Below are 17,759 nucleotides of genomic sequence, written 5' to 3'. Positions count from 1 at the left end.
CAGTTACAGCTTTGTGGGTCCGCTGGGGGCGGTGATTACCCAGAACGGCAGTGCCGTAGCGACGGTGAACCTGCCAGGCAGCTATACCGTCACGGCCACCGGCCCCGGTGGGTGCAGCTCCACCGCCATTGTGGTGGTGGCTCCGGCCCCGGCAGCGCCCCAGAACCTGAGCCTGACGGTGAGCAGTGGGTTAAGCTGCACGGCCCTGACGGCTACCTTAACGGCCACTACCTCCAGTACAGGGGTGATCAGCTACAGCTTTGCGGGTCCGCTGGGGGCGGTCATCACCCAGAACGGCAGTGCTGCGGTAGCCACGGTGAACCTGCCAGGCAGCTATACGGTCACGGCCACCGGCCCTGGCGGGTGCAGCTCGACCGCCATCGTGGTGGTCGCCCCGGCCCCGGCAGCGCCCCAGAACCTGAGCCTGACGGTGAGTGCGGCCCTGAGCTGTACGGCTTTGACGGCGACACTGACGGCGACCACCTCCAGCACGGGCGTGATCAGTTACAGCTTTGTGGGTCCGCTGGGGGCGGTGATTACCCAGAACGGCAGTGCCGTAGCGACGGTGAACCTGCCGGGCAGCTATACGGTCACGGCCACCACCGCAGCGGGTTGTAGTTCCACCGCTGTTATGGTCGTTCCTGATGAGCGAACACCCCGGGAATTGACGCTAACCAGAAGTGGTCCGGTTAGTTGTAATACGCCTTTTGTGACACTGACCGCCAGCAGCTCTACGCCTGGCGTGACCTACGTCTTTAGTGGTCCTGGTGTGACGCTGGCCGGGTCAACGACGGCTATTGTTAATGAACCCGGCATCTACACGGTAGTAGCGACTGCGCCCGACGGATGTACGGCTTTAACCACAGAGATGGTGCCCGGCGGTGGAGCGGCTCCGGAAAACCTGACCCTGGTTGCGGGTAGCCTCTTACCCTGTACGGCTGGGGCGGTTACGCTGACCGCCAATAGTTCGACCCCGGATGTCAGCTATGTCTTCACTGGGCCAGGTGTCACCGCAAGTGGATCAAACACGGCGGTAGTGAACCAGCCGGGTACGTACACCGTAACCGCTACGGGCTTGAGTCCGATCTGTGTCGGGTATGCTTTTGTCAATGTCGTACTGGAAACAGCACCGCAGAACCTGAGCCTGACGGTCAGTGCCGCCCTGAACTGTACTGCGCTGACAGCCACCCTGACAGCGACTACCTCCACAACAGGAGCGATCAGCTACAGTTATGCGGGTCCGGTAGGGGCAATTATTACCCAGAACGGCAGTGCTGTGGCCACGGTGAACCTGCCCGGCAGCTACACCGTCACGGCGACAGGCCCCGGTGGCTGTACCGCTGTAGCAACGGTTGTTGTTATTAATAACTGTGTGCCGAATCCTCCGATTGCTAATGCTGATGTTGCGTTTACGGCCGAACCCAACGCCGTCAACATACCCGTTCTGCTGAATGATCAGGCGGGTAACGGGCAGCCGGCCAGTCTGACGAACGTGACAGCGCCGATCATTACGGTTCAGCCGGCCAGTGGTACGGCGGTGGTCAACGCCAATGGCAGCATTACCTTCACGCCCGCTACCAGCTTTAGCGGCTCGGTGACGCTGGTGTACCAGATTTGTGATCTTGTCAACACCGCCCTTTGCGATACCGCCAGGGTGGTCGTTACGGTATCGCCGGGCGCGGTGTCTCTGTCGGCCAGGGCCTACCTGCAGGGGGCTCTGCTTGGGGTCATGATGCCGGATACACTGATGCGGGATGATCTGCGCGTTAAAGGCTATTTGCCGACAACCAGTCCTTATGCCGGTTTCAATCCGCTTACCCCCACCGGTTCGGTAGGTCCAGCGGTGTTTACCGTAACCGGGCGCGACGCCATTGTCGACTGGGTGTTTGTGGAGCTGCGCAGTGCCGCCAATGTGACGCAGGTGGTTGATAGCCGGGCCGCGCTGATTCAGCGGGATGGGGATATTGTGGATGTAAACGGGGTTTCGCCGATTACATTCAGTCTGGCAACGACCGGCAACTATTATGTCGTAATAATGCATCGCAACCACCTGGGCGTTATGACGCAAACTGCCGTTCCGCTTGGTACGACGGCTGCGGTGGTCGACTTCCGCCGGCCATCTACCCCAACCTTTACCTACACCGGTACAACCAGCTATACGCAGGTGACGGTCGATCAGGCGCAGGTGGTGGTTAGTCAGGGCGTTGCTATGTGGGCAGGAAATGCCTTACGGGATAACCTGCCAATCGCACCGCATCAGTTTGTGACGTACCAGGGCTCCGATAACGACCTGAACGTAGTTTATCAGGAAGTGACTACGGCTCCCGGTAATTTGCTGGTTTTGCCGTCCTACAAACTGCTCGGTTACTACAATGGCGATATCAACATGAATGGCGAAACTGTCTTCCAGGGTACGGGCAATGACCTGGAGTTTGTTTACCAGAATGTGATCAATAACCATCCCGGTAATACATTAAAGCAGCCTTTCTTCAGAATACGCGAACAACTTCCCTAACCTAGTGGAGGGGGCTGCGGCCCCCTCCCTTTCCCTATCACACTGATCTCAAAAAAGAACAACATGAAGCGAATTTTACTGGTATTCTTTTGGGTTATGATCGGACTGACGAGCCGGTGGGGGCATAGTCAGCAGATTTCAACCAACACCGTCAATTACCAGGTAACGTATAATCCGGCCACTGACCGGTACACCGCCCTTGTCATTCCGAACTACAACCTGCCTAATGGCAATAACACTACCACTACCGAACGGGGAGGCACTGCCCAGTTTACGCTAAAGGTTCCGGCCCAGTTTGTCATCCAGGATATACAGGATATCCGGGGAACCTGGGAAAAGAATCCGCTGAAACTCGGTCCCGGCCAGCCGAATCAGAATTATGCGGGAGCCGGTTTGGACCCGGCCTTTAATTACTATGTAATCGGCAAAAGTCCTTCTGAAACCGAATATGGAAACTTACAATCCGGGGTGGCCGTAGCCTTGTTCAGCTTCCGGGGAAATGGTTGCTTTGGGCCGATTGCGCCTTTACCACCCAACGACCCGTTTATCGCGGCCGCCGACCAGCGTTTCTCGTTAAACGTAGGCAACAGCTTTTACTCGCGGTCTGGTCAGCCCGCCGGGGGGAATGTGGTGCCTCTGGAGCAGTTTGTGAACATCGCCGGTCCGGCGGCCAACTGCCAGACGGGCACAGTGGCCAATCCCGACAATGCCACTACGCAGGCCGGTACGCCGGTTACCACGACCGTGCTGGCCAACGATACCCGCAACGGCGGGCCCGCCAGTACCACCAACGTAACGGTGAGCCTGACAGGGCCGCCGGCCAGCGGTACGGCAGTCGTGAATGCCAACGGCAGCATTACCTTTACGCCGGCGGCCGGCTTCACGGGGCCGGTATCGTATACCTACACGATCTGTAGCCTCACGCAGCCGCCCCAGTGCGCCAGCGCGGTGGTTTCGGTAACGGTCCTGCCGGTTGCTGCGCAGCCCGCCGATCTGGTGGTGACCAAACTGGTGAGCAGGGCGCAGGCCGCCGTTGGGGATGTGGTCAGTTTTACCGTGACGGTTCAGAACGTAGGGCCGGGCAACGCAATGAACGTAGTGGTGCTGGATACGCTGCCCCGTTCGGCTCAGGTGCAGGTTCAGGGTGCGGCCGTGGTTAGCCGGGGGAGTTACAATCCGGGGACGGGTTTGTGGTCTATCGGAAATTTAAATACCGGCGAAACGGTGTCGATGGTGCTGAGCGTCCGGCTGCTGGCGGAGGGAGTGGTGGTCAATCAGGCTTCCATTCAGAGTAGTGGCGCCAGCGATCCGAACCTGAACAACAATGTGGCTTCGGCGTGTACGTCGGTACCAATTGTGTTGTGTGAGGGAGAGTCGCTGCTGGTCAGTATTCCGGGCAATTACCAGAACATCCAATGGTTTCGGAACGGTCAGCCAATTGCCGGTTCAACAGCCAGGTCAATCACGATCACGCAGGCTGGTAACTATACCGTATCGGCATCAAACAACACGTGTCCGGCGGGTGGCTGCTGTCCCATTATTGTTACGGCCGGCGATTGCTGTGTGCCCGTCTGTACCCCCGTTGTGCTGACGAAAACAAAATCCGGAGGACTCAGGTAATGCGGCCTCCGGCGCTGCATAAAAAATGGCTGCCCTACATCAGGGCAGCCATTTTTTATGCAGCGAAATCACCTTAGTACCCTTCGTTCTGTTTCAGATACCCCGGCAGGTTGGAGGCTCCGTCGATCGCATTTTGCGGAATCGGGAAGATGCGCTTCTTGGGATCGCTGTTGGTCTTTTCGGTCCAGGTACCTTCGTATTTGCCAAACCGGATCATATCCGTGCGACGCACCATTTCCCAGTACAGTTCAAAACCACGTTCCCGGTACAGCAGGTCCAGGTTTATGGTGCTCAACGCCGGCGCGGGTGTGGTGGCGGTCCGGGCGGCCCGTACGGCGTTCACATCGGCCAGGGCACCGGCAGCATCGTTGCTTTTGCGCAGTTTGGCCTCAGCCCGCATCAGGTACACATCGGCCAGCCGCACGATTGAAATATCGGCGTCGCCCAGGTTGCGGCCCGACGAGGATTTTTTGCTGAACTCGTACTTCAAGACCCGGTAGCCCGTATTGTAATCGCTGCCCGGTACCGTAAAATCGACCCGTTCGGTAAAATTGACCGGCAGGGTGGGCCGGTTGCGGGTTACGTTGGTCAGCCTGCCGATCCGGTAGTTATTGCCGCAGCGGATAAACGCGCCGGCCGGACGGAGCAGACCATATTGCTGCCCCCGCAGAATACCCCGGTTCATACTAAAATCGCTAGCCGCTATGCAGGAGTCGGCCGGAATAATCATGTTCTGCTTGTAAAAACGCGGATCAACGGTCGGGTCGCCGGAATAAGCAGTCACCCAGGTCTGGTAGTAGTCAGGAGTGATGGCCGGGCCGTCGGTGCCGTTGGCCGCCGGAAAGGCCGGGAGCGGAAACTGGTCGCCTGACAGCGAAAAGTAAGCCATCCGGTTGTGACCGTTCAGTTCGGCGCGCTGGTCGACGGCAAAAATCAGCTCTTTGTTGTCGTGGTTATTATCGTTGAATATGGAGAAGTAATCCCGCGACAACTGGTACTGACCGGAACTGATAATCTTGTCGGTGTATTCGATCACCTTGTCCATATCCTCGGGCTTAAAGGTAAACTGCGTGGCGTACCGATCCCGGTAGACGGCGGCATTCAGGTGCAGTCGGGCCAGCAGCCCCCATACAGCGGCCTTGGTCAGGCGGCCGGGGCCAACGGTCTGCAGCAGATCCGGCTCGGCCGCCAGGAATTCGCTTTTGATGTATTCAAACGCCTGCTCACCCCGGCGGATGTCTGAAATGGCCTGCGGATTTTCTTTAACAAACACCAGCCCGAACAGGTCGAGCAGCAGCATATTGTAATACGCCCGCATACCCCGTGCTTCGGCAATGTAGGTTTTCGCGTTCTGGTCGTTGATCGTCGGCAGCGTACTCAATGCCGAAATGGAGCGCGAAATACTCTGCGTGAGAAGATTCCAGGTGTTCCGGAGGTTCGGGTCGGTGCTGGTATGCGTGTGCTGGTGCATAGCGACGTAAATACCGTTATCACCCCAGTCGGTACCGCCCCGGTAGGGCAGAATGGCCTCGTCGGTCGAGATCTCCTGCAGGGCAAAATAATTCGTGTGCAGGAAAATGTCCGGCAGGCGGGCGTATACCGGGGCAATGTTACCGTCGGCCGCCTGCTTGTCTGTCAGGCCCGTGGCCGAGGCTTCGTCGAGTACGTTCTCGGCCAAATCCGTACAACTGGTTATGCTAATCAAACCTGTTAAAACTAGGGAGGTTATATAAGACTTTTTCATGGATTAAAACGTCAAATTAATGCCAAATACAAACGAACGCGCTCTCGGGTAGCTCAGGTAATCGATACCGTAGGACGAAATACCGTTGACGGTCCGGTCGGTGTTAACTTCCGGATCAAAGCCGTTGTAGTTCGTGATTACGAACAGGTTCTGGCCGGTGGCCGAGAGCCGGATGTTGTTGATCCACCGGTTCATGCCGATCATCCTGGGATTGAGGTTGTAACCCAGTGTCAGGTTATTCAGCCGGAAGAAAGAACCACTCTTCAGGAAGCGGGTCGATACCGGAGCCGCGTTGTTGATCGACTCGTTGGCCTCGCCCACAGCCTCCGGTGTACCATTCAGCCCCTTCACCAGCCGCGCTCTGTAGAAGAAGGCATTGGCCGTATTGTCGTACAGTTTGTTACCCGACACACCGTTGAAGTTAGCCATCAGGTCGAACCCCTTGTAGCCGATGCTGGTGTTGAAGTTAAACTGTTGGGTGGGTAAGGCACTGCCGGCCGCAATCCGGTCTTTGTCGGTCCCGCCGATGCCGTCGCCGTCCACGTCGCGGTATTTACTCACGCCTTTTTCGTCGATGCCGATGTATTCGCGCAGGAAGAATGTACCAATCGGCTGGCCGTTTACGTAGCCGTTAACGGTAGCCGAGGTTAGGCCCGGCCCCTGCGCCGAGCCCGACGTGATGACGGTGTAAGGCGAGTTGTTTACCACATTTTTGATGAACGTAACGTTACCGCCTACATCGAGCCGCAGGCCACCCTGACTTACGAACCGGTAGTTCAGGTCCAGTTCCAGGCCCTGGTTGGTGATGGTCATATCCGGCACGTTGGTCCAGTAGGTAGCCGCCGGCTGAATGGGATCGGCGGGAATCACTTCGAGCAGGATCTTGCCCGATACTTTCCGGAAATAGTCAATCGCTCCCGTCAATGCGCCGTTGAACAGGCCAAAGTCCAGACCGATATCGGTTTGGGTCGACACCTCCCACTGGATATCGGGATTGGCGAGCCGGGTGTAGGTGGTACCAGCCGGGTAACTGGTTGAGTTGTCGAGCGGGTAGCTGGTCGAGGCCGAGGTGCTGGAGGTAAACAGTGCTTGGGTAATCTTCGACGGAATCTCCTGGTTACCTGTCTGCCCCCAGCCGGCCCGGATCTTCAGGTCTGAAAACGGCCCCGACTGCATAAAGGCTTCTTCTGACAACCGCCAGCCGGCCGAGAACGAGGGGAATACCCCGTACTTGTTGTTCGCCCCGAACTTGCTTGATCCGTCGGCCCGTACCGTGGCCGTGAGGAGGTAGCGGTTCTTGTACTGGTAATTGGCCCGGGCAAAGAACGACTGCAACTCATTGTCGATGGCAAAGCCACCCGGCCGGTTGGTAGCCAGCGCCAGCTCCTGACCCAGACTGGGGTTGTTGATCGGCTCAATGGGCGTAATCGGGAAGCGGTTGATGCTCCAGTTCCGGCCCCGGATCGCGAATTTCTGGTAAGAGTGGCCCACCAGGGAAGTCAGGTTGTGATCGTTCAGCGCCAGGGTATGGGTGAAATAGTTTTCGATCAGCACGTTCTGGTTGTTGCCGTAGATGCTTTCGAGCCGGCCGTCCTGCTGCGGCACGGCGCTGGCCAGCGACTGCAGGTCGCGGGTCGAACTGGCGTTATCCACACCCAGGTTCAGCTTGTAAACCAGGTCTTTGGTGATTTTGAAAGACGGGGATATATTGGCCACCACCCGGTTGATCGTCGTCAAATCTTTTTGCAGGGCCAGCGTAATCAGCGGATTGGTAAAGGCCTGGTACCGGGCCGGAGTACCCGTCGCGGGATCATAGGCCGGGAAGGTCGGATTGGCCGAAAGGGCCGCACCCAGCACACCGTCGATAGGGGGCCGCTCGTTGGTGGTCTGCGAAGCCGTCAGGTTCACATCCAGCACCAGCCGGTCTTCCATAAACTTCTGGGAAGCGTTGAAACGGCCCGTGTAGCGGTTAAGCCGGCTGTTTTTCAGAACGCCCTCCTGGTTCTGCATACCGATTGAGCCGTAATACGTCAGCTTCTCGGCACCTCCGCTGAAGGCCACATTGTAATCCTGGGTGATGGCCGTCCGGCTGATTTCGCGCTGCCAGTCGGTATTGGCCCGCTGATCCTCCAGCGTGCCGCCAACCGCTACTACCTGCCGGCGATACTCATCGGCGGAGAAAAGCGGCAGCGGCCGGGCCACGTTCGATACGCCCACGTTGGCCGACACGGTCAGGTTGCCGGCACCCGCCTTGCCTTTTTTGGTCGTGATCAGGATAACGCCGTTGGCACCGCGCGCTCCGTAGATCGCCGTGGCAGAGGCATCTTTCAGAACGTCAATGGCTTCGATGTCCTGCGGGTTCAGGAAGTTGAGCGGGTTGGAGGTGGCCCCGTTCGAGCTGGAGTTATCCAGCGGAATGCCGTCGAGGACAAACAGGGGCGTACTGCCGGTACGTACCCCGCCCGGCCCGCGGATGGTGATATTCTGCCGCCCGCCCGGTTCACCGCTCGCGGAGGTTACATTAACGCCGGCTACGCGTCCCTGCAGCAATTGTTCCGGCGAGTTGATGATACCCCGGTTGAATTCGCTGCTTTTAACCGTTTTCAGAGCACCGGTAGCGTCTTTCTTGGTGGTGGTACCGTAACCGATAACCACGACCTGATCCAGTTCGGAGGCCAGCGCCTTCAGGGTAACGTCGAGGGTGGTCCGGCCGTTGACGGGTACCTCCATTTTTTCGTAGCCGATAAAGCCAAAGACCAGCACGGCATTGCCGTCGGGGACCACAATGGTGTAGGCCCCGTTGGCATCGGTACTGGTTCCTTTCATGGTGCCTTTGATCACGACCGTGCAACCGGTGAGCGGTTCTTTGGTAACGCCATCCAGTACACGTCCTCGTACAGTCAGTTCATAGGGAGCCTGGCGGTGAGAGCCACTGGCGGTGGAAGGGCCTTTTCCCGCCGATGCCAGCAAGGATGACTGTGCGTATACCAGCGGGGTGCTGGCCCATAGGACGAGGAGCAAAAAAATACCCCACTTCGGTCCGAAGGGGGGTGGTGTGTAGGTAAAGTATTTCATGGTTCGGTATGTAATAAGGGTCGCAAATTGGGTATAAGTTAAGTGCTTTTCAGGCAGGTGATTGAAAATTGATGAAAAATTAATTCTCATCTGGTGAAGGGCTGTTAAAGCCTCATTTCTTCCGTTCACTCAAAATTTAGGTTGTCTACGCAGAAGAGTCTACCGGTTACTCAAAACCAGTAGGCTTACAATCAGGGGCTTGGTACTTTTATCAGCAACAGTCCATCTTACTATTATCGCTTATGGAAACAGGTGTTCGCAGGCAGGAAGAGCGGCTTCAGGTCGTTGATTCGCTCAGAGGTTTTGCCCTGGTCGGGATTATTGTGGCTCATTGCAGTGGGCAGTTTCTGGCTGGCTTTCCCCCGCCGGGTTACAACATCATCTTTTCGCCGTACGACCAGTGGGTGAGCGACCTTGGTACCTTTCTGACTTTTGGTAAATTCTTCACCATCTTTTCGTTCCTGTTTGGATTGAGTTTTGCCATACAGCTCGATCATGCCCGTCGGGCGGGGCGGCCGTTTGCCGGACGAATGCTCTGGCGGCTGGCGCTTCTCTTTGCCATTGGTTTTACCCACAGCCTTTTTTATTCCGGTGATATTCTCAGAATTTATGCATTTCTGGGTTTGTTTCTGTTGCTGCTGCACCGGCTGGGCAACCGGGCCATTCTGATTATTGGTCTCCTGCTGGTGTTCAACGCCCCCCTGCTGGTCAACCGGATCATGTCCGTCAATGCCCCACCGCCAACGCCGGCGCAGGTTGAAGCCGGCAAGCAGCAGATGGCCGGGTTTATTAAAGTGGCCCAGGAGGAGTACCGGATCAAAAGCACCGGTACGCTGGGCGAGGTCGTGGTGATGAATGCCAAAGAAGGCCTCATGGGTACTCTGTTCTTCCAGTTACTAAGCGGCCGGCTCTACATTACCCTGGGACTGTTCCTGTTGGGATTATACGTGGGCCGCAAACAGTATTTTGTCGATACGTCCGGGCACCGGCGATTCTTCCGGCAGTTGCTGGGCTGGTCGGCCGCAATGGCGCTTATTTCCACGGGTACCGTAATTGGTCTGGGAGGTAATATCTTCGGCCCTCCGCCGGCCGACTGGCGCGGATTCGTATCATTAACCGCCTTTGATGTGCACCAGGCTGCCTTGTCGGCGTTTTACGTGGCCGGGGTGGTGCTGCTATTCTGGCAAACCCGCAGTATGCTTTTACGTTCGCTAGTTGCCGTGGGCCGGATGGGGCTGACCACCTACCTCTGCGGCACTGCCTTTGGGGTGCTGCTTTTCCTGGGCTACGGGCTGGGGCAGATCGGCAAGATGGGTATGGCTGCTTCGGTGGGGGCAGGGTTGCTTTTCTTTGCCTTACAGATCCCGTTCTCCAACTGGTGGCTGCGCCGGTTCCACTTCGGCCCGGTCGAGTGGCTCTGGCGTTCGCTAACCTACTTTAAGGCTCAGCCCATGCGGAAGCAAGTCCGGGAACTGGAACCCGTGGCTTGAGTTTTTTACTGACTGTTACTATCCACATTCATGCATTGGAAACTACCCCAATCCCGACCGTTTGGCTGGACCATGAAAACGCTTGATTCGGCGCAAACTAGCTTTACCATCAGCGACGATCAGGTGTATCACCTCCACATCGACCACGACCTCATCAGGGGTGTAACGCCCGCCATGCTGGATTGGTGGTTTCGCCATATCGGCGACATGATGTTGTACAAAGGACAGGTTTACCCGGCTTACCAGGTCTGGCACCCCATCGACCACATCCATTGGGCCCTCGACCGGCCGGCCCCCGATGGCTACGTCGGCGTAGGGGCCAGGTTCCGGATTGTGGAAGCCTTTGGCGGCAATATGGAGTACCTGATTGACAGCACTGAAGAGGTGGTCAAGCTGGACACGACGGGTATCCGGCTAGTCCGCCGGATGCTGGGCGTGGAGGTATTCAGTCTGGAGCACCAGTTCATCGCCGTAGCGGACGGCACACAGTACATATCGGATATGGTTGTAGGGACCAATCACCCGCTGGGGCGGTATGTTTTTAACCGGTTATTTCGTCCGTGGATTTTCACACCGGCCATGGGGCCTGCCTGGCTGAAACATAACATCGAAGAAGTTGGCAACTTCGAATACTTTCTGCCCGAACTGTACCACAAAAGAAACCCGATAGCCTTGGCTGTGTATTAGTCGGGATACGAAATTAAAGCCGCCGGATGCGGATATTTTTCCAGCGCATGACGTAGGGACCTTTACCGTCGATGCCGTGCATCTGTAGGCCGATGAATCCGCTGGGGTTTGATTTATACACCCCCTCATGCGTAAGGTCTTCAATCGGCTGGCCGTTGAGCCAGGTCTGAATGCGCGGCCCTTTGGCGACAATGCGCAGCCGGTTCCAGCCTTCGTTGTTCAGCAGATGGTGACCGTTCTGGATTTTATCGGGCGAAGAGAGCCAGCCTGTGCCCAGCGCTTCACCGTAAATAAGGCCCGTAGTGGGCGTACCCGGCCGGTGGTTTCGCTGCATCTCTACCTGTGGCCCATACACCCGTCCGGCCCGCAAATCATGGCCTTTGCCGACTGTTATTGGTTTGGCTCTGGAGCGGATCTGGATGCCCGAGTTGGTTACGCTGTCTACCGTCACGTCGAGTTCCAGCTCGAAATCAGCAAACGTTTGCCGGGTACAGAGAAACGAGTTGGGGCTGCCTTCTTTGGTTCGTCCGACGATAGCGCCGTCTTCCACCGCATAGGTATGGGCACCGTTGAGGGGTACCCAGCCGGTCAGGGTAGCGCCGTCGAAGAGGTCGATCCAGTCGGTGTTGGTTTTGGTTTGTTGCGACTGCCGGTCGTCGGTATCCGGCAGGGCAAAGGCAATGATGGAGTCGCCGTATTTAGTGCCGTTTTTGCCACCACCGCCGGCGGCAATCACCACGTATTGTTTACCGTCGATCATGTAAACGCTTGGCGTAGCGTAGCCACCCGCCGGCAGTTGGTACTCCCACAGAACCTCCCCGGTATGTTTACTGAAGGCCCGGATCTTTTCGTCGGGGGTACCGGCCATAAAGACCACATCGCCGGCCGTGGCCACCGGTCCGCCGAAGCTTTTGGAGCCAGTATTGCGAATACCCTTGGCGACCAGTTCGGGGTATTCGCCCAGGGGCACTTTCCAGCGGATATCGCCCGTGGCCAGGTCAACGGCGTTGAGCGTACCCCAGGGTGGGGCAATGGCCGGATAGCCGTAGGGGTCCACAAAGAAAGGCGCTTCGTTGGCGTACCGTACCCGCCCAGCCACCGCTTTTTCGGGTTTTACCGCCTGCGGCCGGCTCTCCAGAAAGGCGACCAGATCGTTTACCTGTTCGTTGGTGAATTGCGAAAACGCCGGCATCATGCCCCGACCGGCATGCAGCACCGTGCGAATCTCGGCGCTACTCAGTTTCAGGTTGGTAAGCGGGGGAAAGGCCGGTGGATTCCCCTGCCGGTTGGCCCCGTGGCAAGAGGTGCAGTTTCGGTTGTAGAGCATGGCCCCCCGTTCGGCCGCAGTAGCCAGGGCAACATTACCCATATCCTGGTAGGGAACCAGCTGGTTGATGGTCGGCGCTTCGTTCACGTTTACATATACCACATTGGCGTAGGGATCATACGAGCCGCCACCCCATTCCATACCGCCCTGGTGGCCGGGTAGGGTAATGGTACCCTGCTGGGAAGCTGGTGTATAGAGATAACCGGTTTTGTATTTCCGAAACTGCTTCAGGGCCGAGGCACGGGATTCCGGGGTAATATTGGTCAGATCGGCTTCCGTCAGGATCAGGCGGTTGAGCGGAGCCGGTTTCAGCGGAAACGGCTGCGTCGGCCAGGCTTCCTCGCCCGGTACCTCGGAGGGCGGCACGGGCATCTCGACCACCGGAAAAATGGGTTCGCCCGTATCCCGGTCCAGCACGAAGGTGAGCCCCATTTTGGTAAACTGGACTACCGCATCTCTGGATTTTCCATTGGTGGTGATGGTGGTCAGCATGGGGGCCGGCGGGTTGTCGTAGTCAAAGATGTCGTGGTGGATGGTCTGGTAATGCCACTTGCGCTTGCCGGTGGTGGCATCGAGGGCCAGCACGCAGTTGCCGAACAGGTTAAGGCCTTTCCGGTCTCCGCCGTAGATAAAATCGGCGGCCGGTGAGCCGGTGGCGCAAAACACCCAGCCGCGTTCCTCATCCAGCGAGAGGCCACCCCAGGGATTCGCCCCGCCGTAGGTCACGCCATCGACCCGTTTCCAGGTATCGTACCCGAACTCTCCTTTCTGCGGGATGGTGTGAAAGATCCATTTGAACTGACCGGTTTCGGTATCGTAGGCCCGGATGTCGCCGGGGGTGGAGTCTTCGCCTTCGGGTACCCGCGAGCCAATGATCAGGAAATTTTTGTACACAATGCCGGGGGTGGTGACTTCAATGTCTGCTTTGGCCGGATCAACCGGGAGGTTCTTCCGTAAATCGATAAAGCCTTTCTCGCCAAACGACTCAATCAGCGCCCCGGTTCTGGCATCCAGGGCGTACACCCGGTCTTTTACAAAATTGAAGATCCGCTGTTTGTTGCCGCCGGCATCTTCCCAGTAGGTAACGCCCCGGCTGCGTCCCCGGAATTCTTTTTTGTCGGCGCTGTACCTGGCTGGATCAAACACCCACACGGGCTTACCGGTGACGGCGTTTAGAGCCACGGCATGCAGCCTGGGCGTGGTGAAATACAGCAGGCCGTTCACCATAATTGGATTGCTGTACATAGACGGCCCCTTGGGGTCGCCGGTATGGTATTCCCAGGCTTTCCGGAGCTGGTGGACATTGGTCGCGTTGATCTGCGCCAGCTCGGCGTACTGGTTGGCTTTTTTGTCGCCCCGGTAGATAGCCCAGTCGGTAAAGTTATCGTACTTATCCGTGTTCCGGCTTTCCGGGATCGAATCCGGCTCGAACGCCATAACCGCCGGGGCCGGTGCCCGATGGGTATATACGTACAGAAACGGAACAATTGCAACGAGGTATGCTAAGGGTTTCATGTGTCTTGTTCTGATTTTTAATTAGCCAGACGACGGCGGGTATCAGTACGCCCGGACAAATTCTTTCCACTGCCGGGTAAGGCCGGCATCTTTTAGGGCTCCGCTATAGGCCAGCAGCCGGTAGCGGATCACTTCCGTCTGGCCGGGCTCAATGCGCCAGTCGCCCAGAATCTGGACCGACGGCCCCACGCCCAGTTCGTTATCGACCCGCCAGGGGGTAGGGAACGCCCGGTTATCCGGATGATCGAAGATAGCGATATGCGCCGGATCACTCCGACCCTCGACCTGGATGCCTACATCCGTCCAGATGGCGCGTTGGCCTTCGGCCTCTTTATTGGTTTGGCCAACGGCATTGACCACCTCGCCGTTGATGCCCGGCTGCCAGGGCATCCGGATAAATAGCCCGCCGACGTAGAATTTACCCAGGTTGACGGTCGTTTTGGCGTTGCCCCGCCATTCCAGATCCAGCAGATATTTACCGGCTTCTTCCTGCATGGACCAGTTCTGGGTTTCGGTCAGGAGGGTATTCCCCTGCGCGTCGATCAGGTCATAGACGGTCTGCCAGCTAACTTGCCGGCCTTTCTTCCGGGTAACCGTGGCCGAAACGCGTCGGTAGTAATCGCCCTGCCAGTTCATGAAATAGTCGCGGCCATTGACCTCTTTCAGGCCCCAGTACAGGCCGGTCTGATGCAGATGATGTTTGGGCCGGTGTTCCGTGAGAACGCCTTTGCCGTCGGGAGCTACAATGGGGTGGATATACGGGCGGGTATCGGGCCGGGCGTGCTGGGTCAGGATCGGTGTTTTTTCGCCAACGCGGTACACCGAAATGGTGCCGGCCTGCCCATCGTGTTCAATCCGTAAATCGATTTTGCCGGAACCTGGCTTTGCCGGACCAAAGGCTTTTGAGGGCGCGATGCCGCCCCCGAAAAGGAGAACGATAGACAGGCAGAAGGTAACCAATCGGGTCATAATTGTCAGAGTCACATCCCAAAGGGAAACGTAAACAGGAGTATAAGGACAAAAGCGGGAGATTCTAACTTTGATTACTATGTTTGTAACTGCTCAACGCTCCTCCTGAAATCGTCGCAGCCGAGACCGGCCGCATCCTGAACGTAGCTTATCTGACCAGACCTTGAAGACCTTACCCCTCTTGAAACAGCTCATTGCCCTGCTTTGTGCGGTGCTGGCCCTGGCTGCTTATTTCCTGAATCCGCTGGGGGTAAAACCCGAAGCGGCCACCGTTATTGCCATTGCGGTGCTCATGATCGGGCTCTGGGTTACCGAAGCCATGCCCATGCCGGCGGTGGCGCTGCTTCCGCTGGTGCTGTTTCCGCTGTTTGGGGTAGCGCCCATTGATGTTACGGCTTCATCGTACGCCAATCCGGTGATTTTCCTGTTTATGGGGGGCTTCATGCTGGGCCTGGCCATCGAAAAATGGAATCTGCACCGCCGGATTGCCCTGAACATCGTGCGGGCCACCGGCACCAGTGGCGACCGGATCATTTTGGGCTTCATCATCGCCACCGGCCTGATCAGTATGTGGCTGAGCAATACCGCCACTACCATGATGATGTTTCCGATTGCGCTGTCGGTGGTAAAGGTGATCGGAGAAAATCACTCTAATAAACAGGGGGTAAGCCATTTTGCCATGTCCATCATGATCGCCATTGCGCTGGCCTCCAATTTTGGCGGTATCGCTACGCTGATCGGTACGCCACCCAATGTAGCCTATGCGGGCTTCATCAACAAGAAGTACAACACAACAATCCCGTTTGCCGACTGGTTTCTGCTTTGCACCCCCCTGGCCATGCTGTTGCTGTTCTCCCTGTACCTGGTGATGGTAAAATGGCTGTACCCGAACGGCATGAAAAGCGACGAAACCACAAAGGCCGTGATTAACTGGGAGATTACGGCACTCGGACCTTATTCCACGGCCGAGAAGCGGGTATTCGTCATTTTCCTCGGCACGGCGCTCCTGTGGATGACTAAAGACCTGGTGAATAAGCTCGGCCTGTTTAAGCTGGACGACAACATGATTGCCATTTTGGCCGGCGTTACGTTGTTTATTGCCCCTAGCGGGCATGAAGACAAGCCGCTGCTGGACTGGGCCGATACCAAAAACATGGCCTGGGGTATTTTGCTGCTGTTTGGGGGGGGCATTGCGCTGGCCGGGGCGCTGGAAAAAGCTGGCCTGATTGAGCAACTGGGGCAATGGTTTGCCGGCTTTGGGCTGAATAAACTGCTGTTAATCTTCCTGGTTACGGTGTTCTCCCTGTTTATTTCGGAAGTGATGAGCAATGTGGCGCAGGTGATCGTATTTGCGCCGGTGGTAACCGGCCTGGCCGAAGCCCTGCACATCCATCCCTTACAACTAGGTATCCCGATGACGCTGGCGGCCTCCTGCGCCAGCATGTTGCCCATGGGTACCCCACCCAACGCCATTGCCTTTTCCAGCGGCTACATCAAACTCAAAGACATGACCCGCGTTGGCTTTGTCATGAACATCATCTCCGTCATTCTGATCACCCTCTTCTGCTGGCTGTTATTGCCGGTGGTGTTTGGGTGAGGGATTACTACCTCAGAAAAATAGTTGTTCAGGTTACGGTTCAAAACGCGCCAACCTGTACTCCAAAAACTCTTTCCTAGGTTTGTATTGCAAAGGCAGTAATATTGTCTGGTTTTCAAATCGACCAAAATACTGTTGAAAGGCTTCTTTAGTAGTCTCATGTTTTAGCCGTTTTGAAACCAATATTTTATAGTTTGTGTCAATACAGATTAAGCGCCGTTCATAGGCTCGGTCGTATAAATTTGATAGGCAAATGCCATTCTCCGGGTTCAGCCGCTCTTTGTCATTTTCAGACCATGGAATAATATGACCAGCCACCAATAACTCTGGAAGATTAATGCCTGAGATAGCACACCGATTCTGGTATGTTTTTAAAACCATTTGTCGAAATATACTCTGATTGACTCGTGTTTTGATCATTCTTTCCCTCTCCTCACCCTGTAAATTATGCAAGTCAAACTTTATTTCTGGGTGAAGCTCTTCAATGGGTCTCTTTTCATATTTTGCGAGAATGCGCTCGCTTTCAAATACTAATCCTTCCTGATCATTAATAAACTCCTTCCAAATGGGTTCAACCTGTTTCCGACCTCCGCCCATGCCTTTAACACCACGTTGTTGGTGGTAAGGGTCAATGCTGGCAAAGTTGACTAAACGCATGGCGACAGAATCAGGGGTTCGCCGTCCTAACAAATTAGCTAGTTTAATTACGTCAGGATTGCCTTTGTGCATTTTTCCAAATGGCAGTTTCAAGTAGAGATTGAATGCTAAAATCAACTCTTCCCGTGACCAATTAGGACTTTTTGTCATTTTGTTTGCTCCTGATTAACAGGTTTATGCTCACGTTGATCAATAATTAGCCAATTGTTTGCGTGACACAAAGCTGTTCCCTTGCGGCACCATAATCATGTATCACCGTACAAAACTGTCAATTGCTATTGTGACATTTTCGGGTGGAAGATAGCTACATAATAACCTGCTAAAAGTAAGGCTAATTTTATCAGTAGCCCAAGGTACCGGTATTCAGGCCTGCATTTCTTTTTTGAGTAGTTGCGTCAGTGCGTGCAAATGAAAAAAGCCACTCAACATTGCTGCTAAGTGGCTGATAATCAAAGCGGACCCGTAGGGATTCGAACCCCAAACCTCCTGATCCGTAGTCAGGTGCTCTATCCAATTGAGCTACGGGTCCGTAACACATGTCGTGTTCCCGTGTTGGGACTGCA

10 protein-coding genes and 1 tRNA gene are annotated in these 17,759 nt (G+C 56.1%); 5 read left to right on the top strand and 6 right to left on the bottom strand.

Annotated features, from left to right (window positions below; genetic code table 11):
- Together ABD949_RS08050 and ABD949_RS08045 are read left to right on the top strand one after the other, a co-directional pair.
- Window positions 1–2,515, top strand: a 2,515-nt coding sequence (locus ABD949_RS08050; RefSeq protein WP_345242335.1) for an Ig-like domain-containing protein, incomplete at its 5' end; no start/stop codon positions are given.
- 63 nt (window positions 2,516–2,578) lie between these two features.
- Window positions 2,579–4,135 carry an Ig-like domain-containing protein gene (locus tag ABD949_RS08045; protein WP_345242333.1) on the top strand — a complete coding sequence of 519 codons (1,557 nt, stop codon included), beginning with the start codon at window positions 2,579–2,581 and terminating at the stop codon, window positions 4,133–4,135.
- A gap of 73 nt (window positions 4,136–4,208) precedes the next feature.
- Here ABD949_RS08045 and ABD949_RS08040 read toward each other — a convergent pair whose 3' ends face one another.
- Both ABD949_RS08040 and ABD949_RS08035 read right to left on the bottom strand, forming a co-directional pair.
- Window positions 4,209–5,879: a RagB/SusD family nutrient uptake outer membrane protein gene (locus ABD949_RS08040; RefSeq protein WP_345242331.1), complete on the bottom strand. Its 1,671-nt coding sequence runs from the start codon at window positions 5,877–5,879 to the stop codon at window positions 4,209–4,211.
- Window positions 5,880–5,882: 3 nt separating this feature from the next.
- Complete coding sequence (locus ABD949_RS08035; RefSeq protein ID WP_345242329.1) at window positions 5,883–8,954, bottom strand: SusC/RagA family TonB-linked outer membrane protein; 3,072 nt, start codon at window positions 8,952–8,954, stop codon at window positions 5,883–5,885.
- 242 nt (window positions 8,955–9,196) lie between these two features.
- Between ABD949_RS08035 and ABD949_RS08030 the strand changes: the two genes are divergently transcribed.
- Window positions 9,197–10,444 carry a DUF418 domain-containing protein gene (locus tag ABD949_RS08030; protein WP_345242327.1) on the top strand — a complete coding sequence of 416 codons (1,248 nt, stop codon included), beginning with the start codon at window positions 9,197–9,199 and terminating at the stop codon, window positions 10,442–10,444.
- Window positions 10,445–10,474: 30 nt separating this feature from the next.
- A complete protein-coding gene (locus ABD949_RS08025; protein WP_345242325.1) occupies window positions 10,475–11,131 on the top strand; it encodes a hypothetical protein in 657 nt (218 codons plus the stop codon).
- Window positions 11,132–11,144: 13 nt separating this feature from the next.
- Here the strand turns inward: ABD949_RS08025 and ABD949_RS08020 are convergent, their stop codons facing one another.
- Window positions 11,145–13,973, bottom strand: coding sequence for a 3-keto-alpha-glucoside-1,2-lyase-like domain-containing protein (locus ABD949_RS08020; RefSeq protein WP_345242323.1), 2,829 nt, complete (start codon window positions 13,971–13,973; stop codon window positions 11,145–11,147).
- A 42-nt stretch (window positions 13,974–14,015) separates the two neighbouring features.
- Window positions 14,016–14,942 (bottom strand): DUF6807 domain-containing protein, encoded by a 927-nt coding sequence (locus ABD949_RS08015; RefSeq protein WP_345242320.1) that lies wholly within the window; start codon window positions 14,940–14,942, stop codon window positions 14,016–14,018.
- A 181-nt stretch (window positions 14,943–15,123) separates the two neighbouring features.
- Between ABD949_RS08015 and ABD949_RS08010 the strand changes: the two genes are divergently transcribed.
- Window positions 15,124–16,539 carry an SLC13 family permease gene (locus ABD949_RS08010; protein WP_345242318.1) on the top strand — a complete coding sequence of 472 codons (1,416 nt, stop codon included), beginning with the start codon at window positions 15,124–15,126 and terminating at the stop codon, window positions 16,537–16,539.
- Window positions 16,540–16,572: 33 nt separating this feature from the next.
- Here the strand turns inward: ABD949_RS08010 and ABD949_RS08005 are convergent, their stop codons facing one another.
- Together ABD949_RS08005 and ABD949_RS08000 are read right to left on the bottom strand one after the other, a co-directional pair.
- The gene (locus ABD949_RS08005) at window positions 16,573–17,346 is read right to left on the bottom strand and encodes an HNH endonuclease (RefSeq protein WP_345242316.1); all 774 of its coding nucleotides are present in this window, start codon (window positions 17,344–17,346) and stop codon (window positions 16,573–16,575) included.
- A 305-nt stretch (window positions 17,347–17,651) separates the two neighbouring features.
- Window positions 17,652–17,725 (bottom strand) — tRNA-Arg (locus ABD949_RS08000).
- Window positions 17,726–17,759 lie beyond the last annotated feature (34 nt).

This window comes from Nibrella saemangeumensis, from assembly GCF_039541915.1.
GTDB classification, from domain to species: Bacteria; Bacteroidota; Bacteroidia; order Cytophagales; family Spirosomataceae; genus Nibrella; species Nibrella saemangeumensis.
Note: the sequence above shows the minus strand (reverse complement) of the source record. Positions and strands in the feature narration are given on the sequence as shown.

Coding starts and splice junctions, on each gene's coding strand:
- ABD949_RS08020 (WP_345242323.1), bottom strand. CDS start 13,973: ATGAAACCCTTAGCATACCTCGTTGCAATTGTTCCGTTTCTGTACGTA.
- ABD949_RS08040 (WP_345242331.1), bottom strand. CDS start 5,879: ATGAAAAAGTCTTATATAACCTCCCTAGTTTTAACAGGTTTGATTAGC.
- ABD949_RS08035 (WP_345242329.1), bottom strand. CDS start 8,954: ATGAAATACTTTACCTACACACCACCCCCCTTCGGACCGAAGTGGGGT.
- ABD949_RS08015 (WP_345242320.1), bottom strand. CDS start 14,942: ATGACCCGATTGGTTACCTTCTGCCTGTCTATCGTTCTCCTTTTCGGG.
- ABD949_RS08005 (WP_345242316.1), bottom strand. CDS start 17,346: ATGACAAAAAGTCCTAATTGGTCACGGGAAGAGTTGATTTTAGCATTC.
- ABD949_RS08030 (WP_345242327.1), top strand. CDS start 9,197: ATGGAAACAGGTGTTCGCAGGCAGGAAGAGCGGCTTCAGGTCGTTGAT.
- ABD949_RS08025 (WP_345242325.1), top strand. CDS start 10,475: ATGCATTGGAAACTACCCCAATCCCGACCGTTTGGCTGGACCATGAAA.
- ABD949_RS08045 (WP_345242333.1), top strand. CDS start 2,579: ATGAAGCGAATTTTACTGGTATTCTTTTGGGTTATGATCGGACTGACG.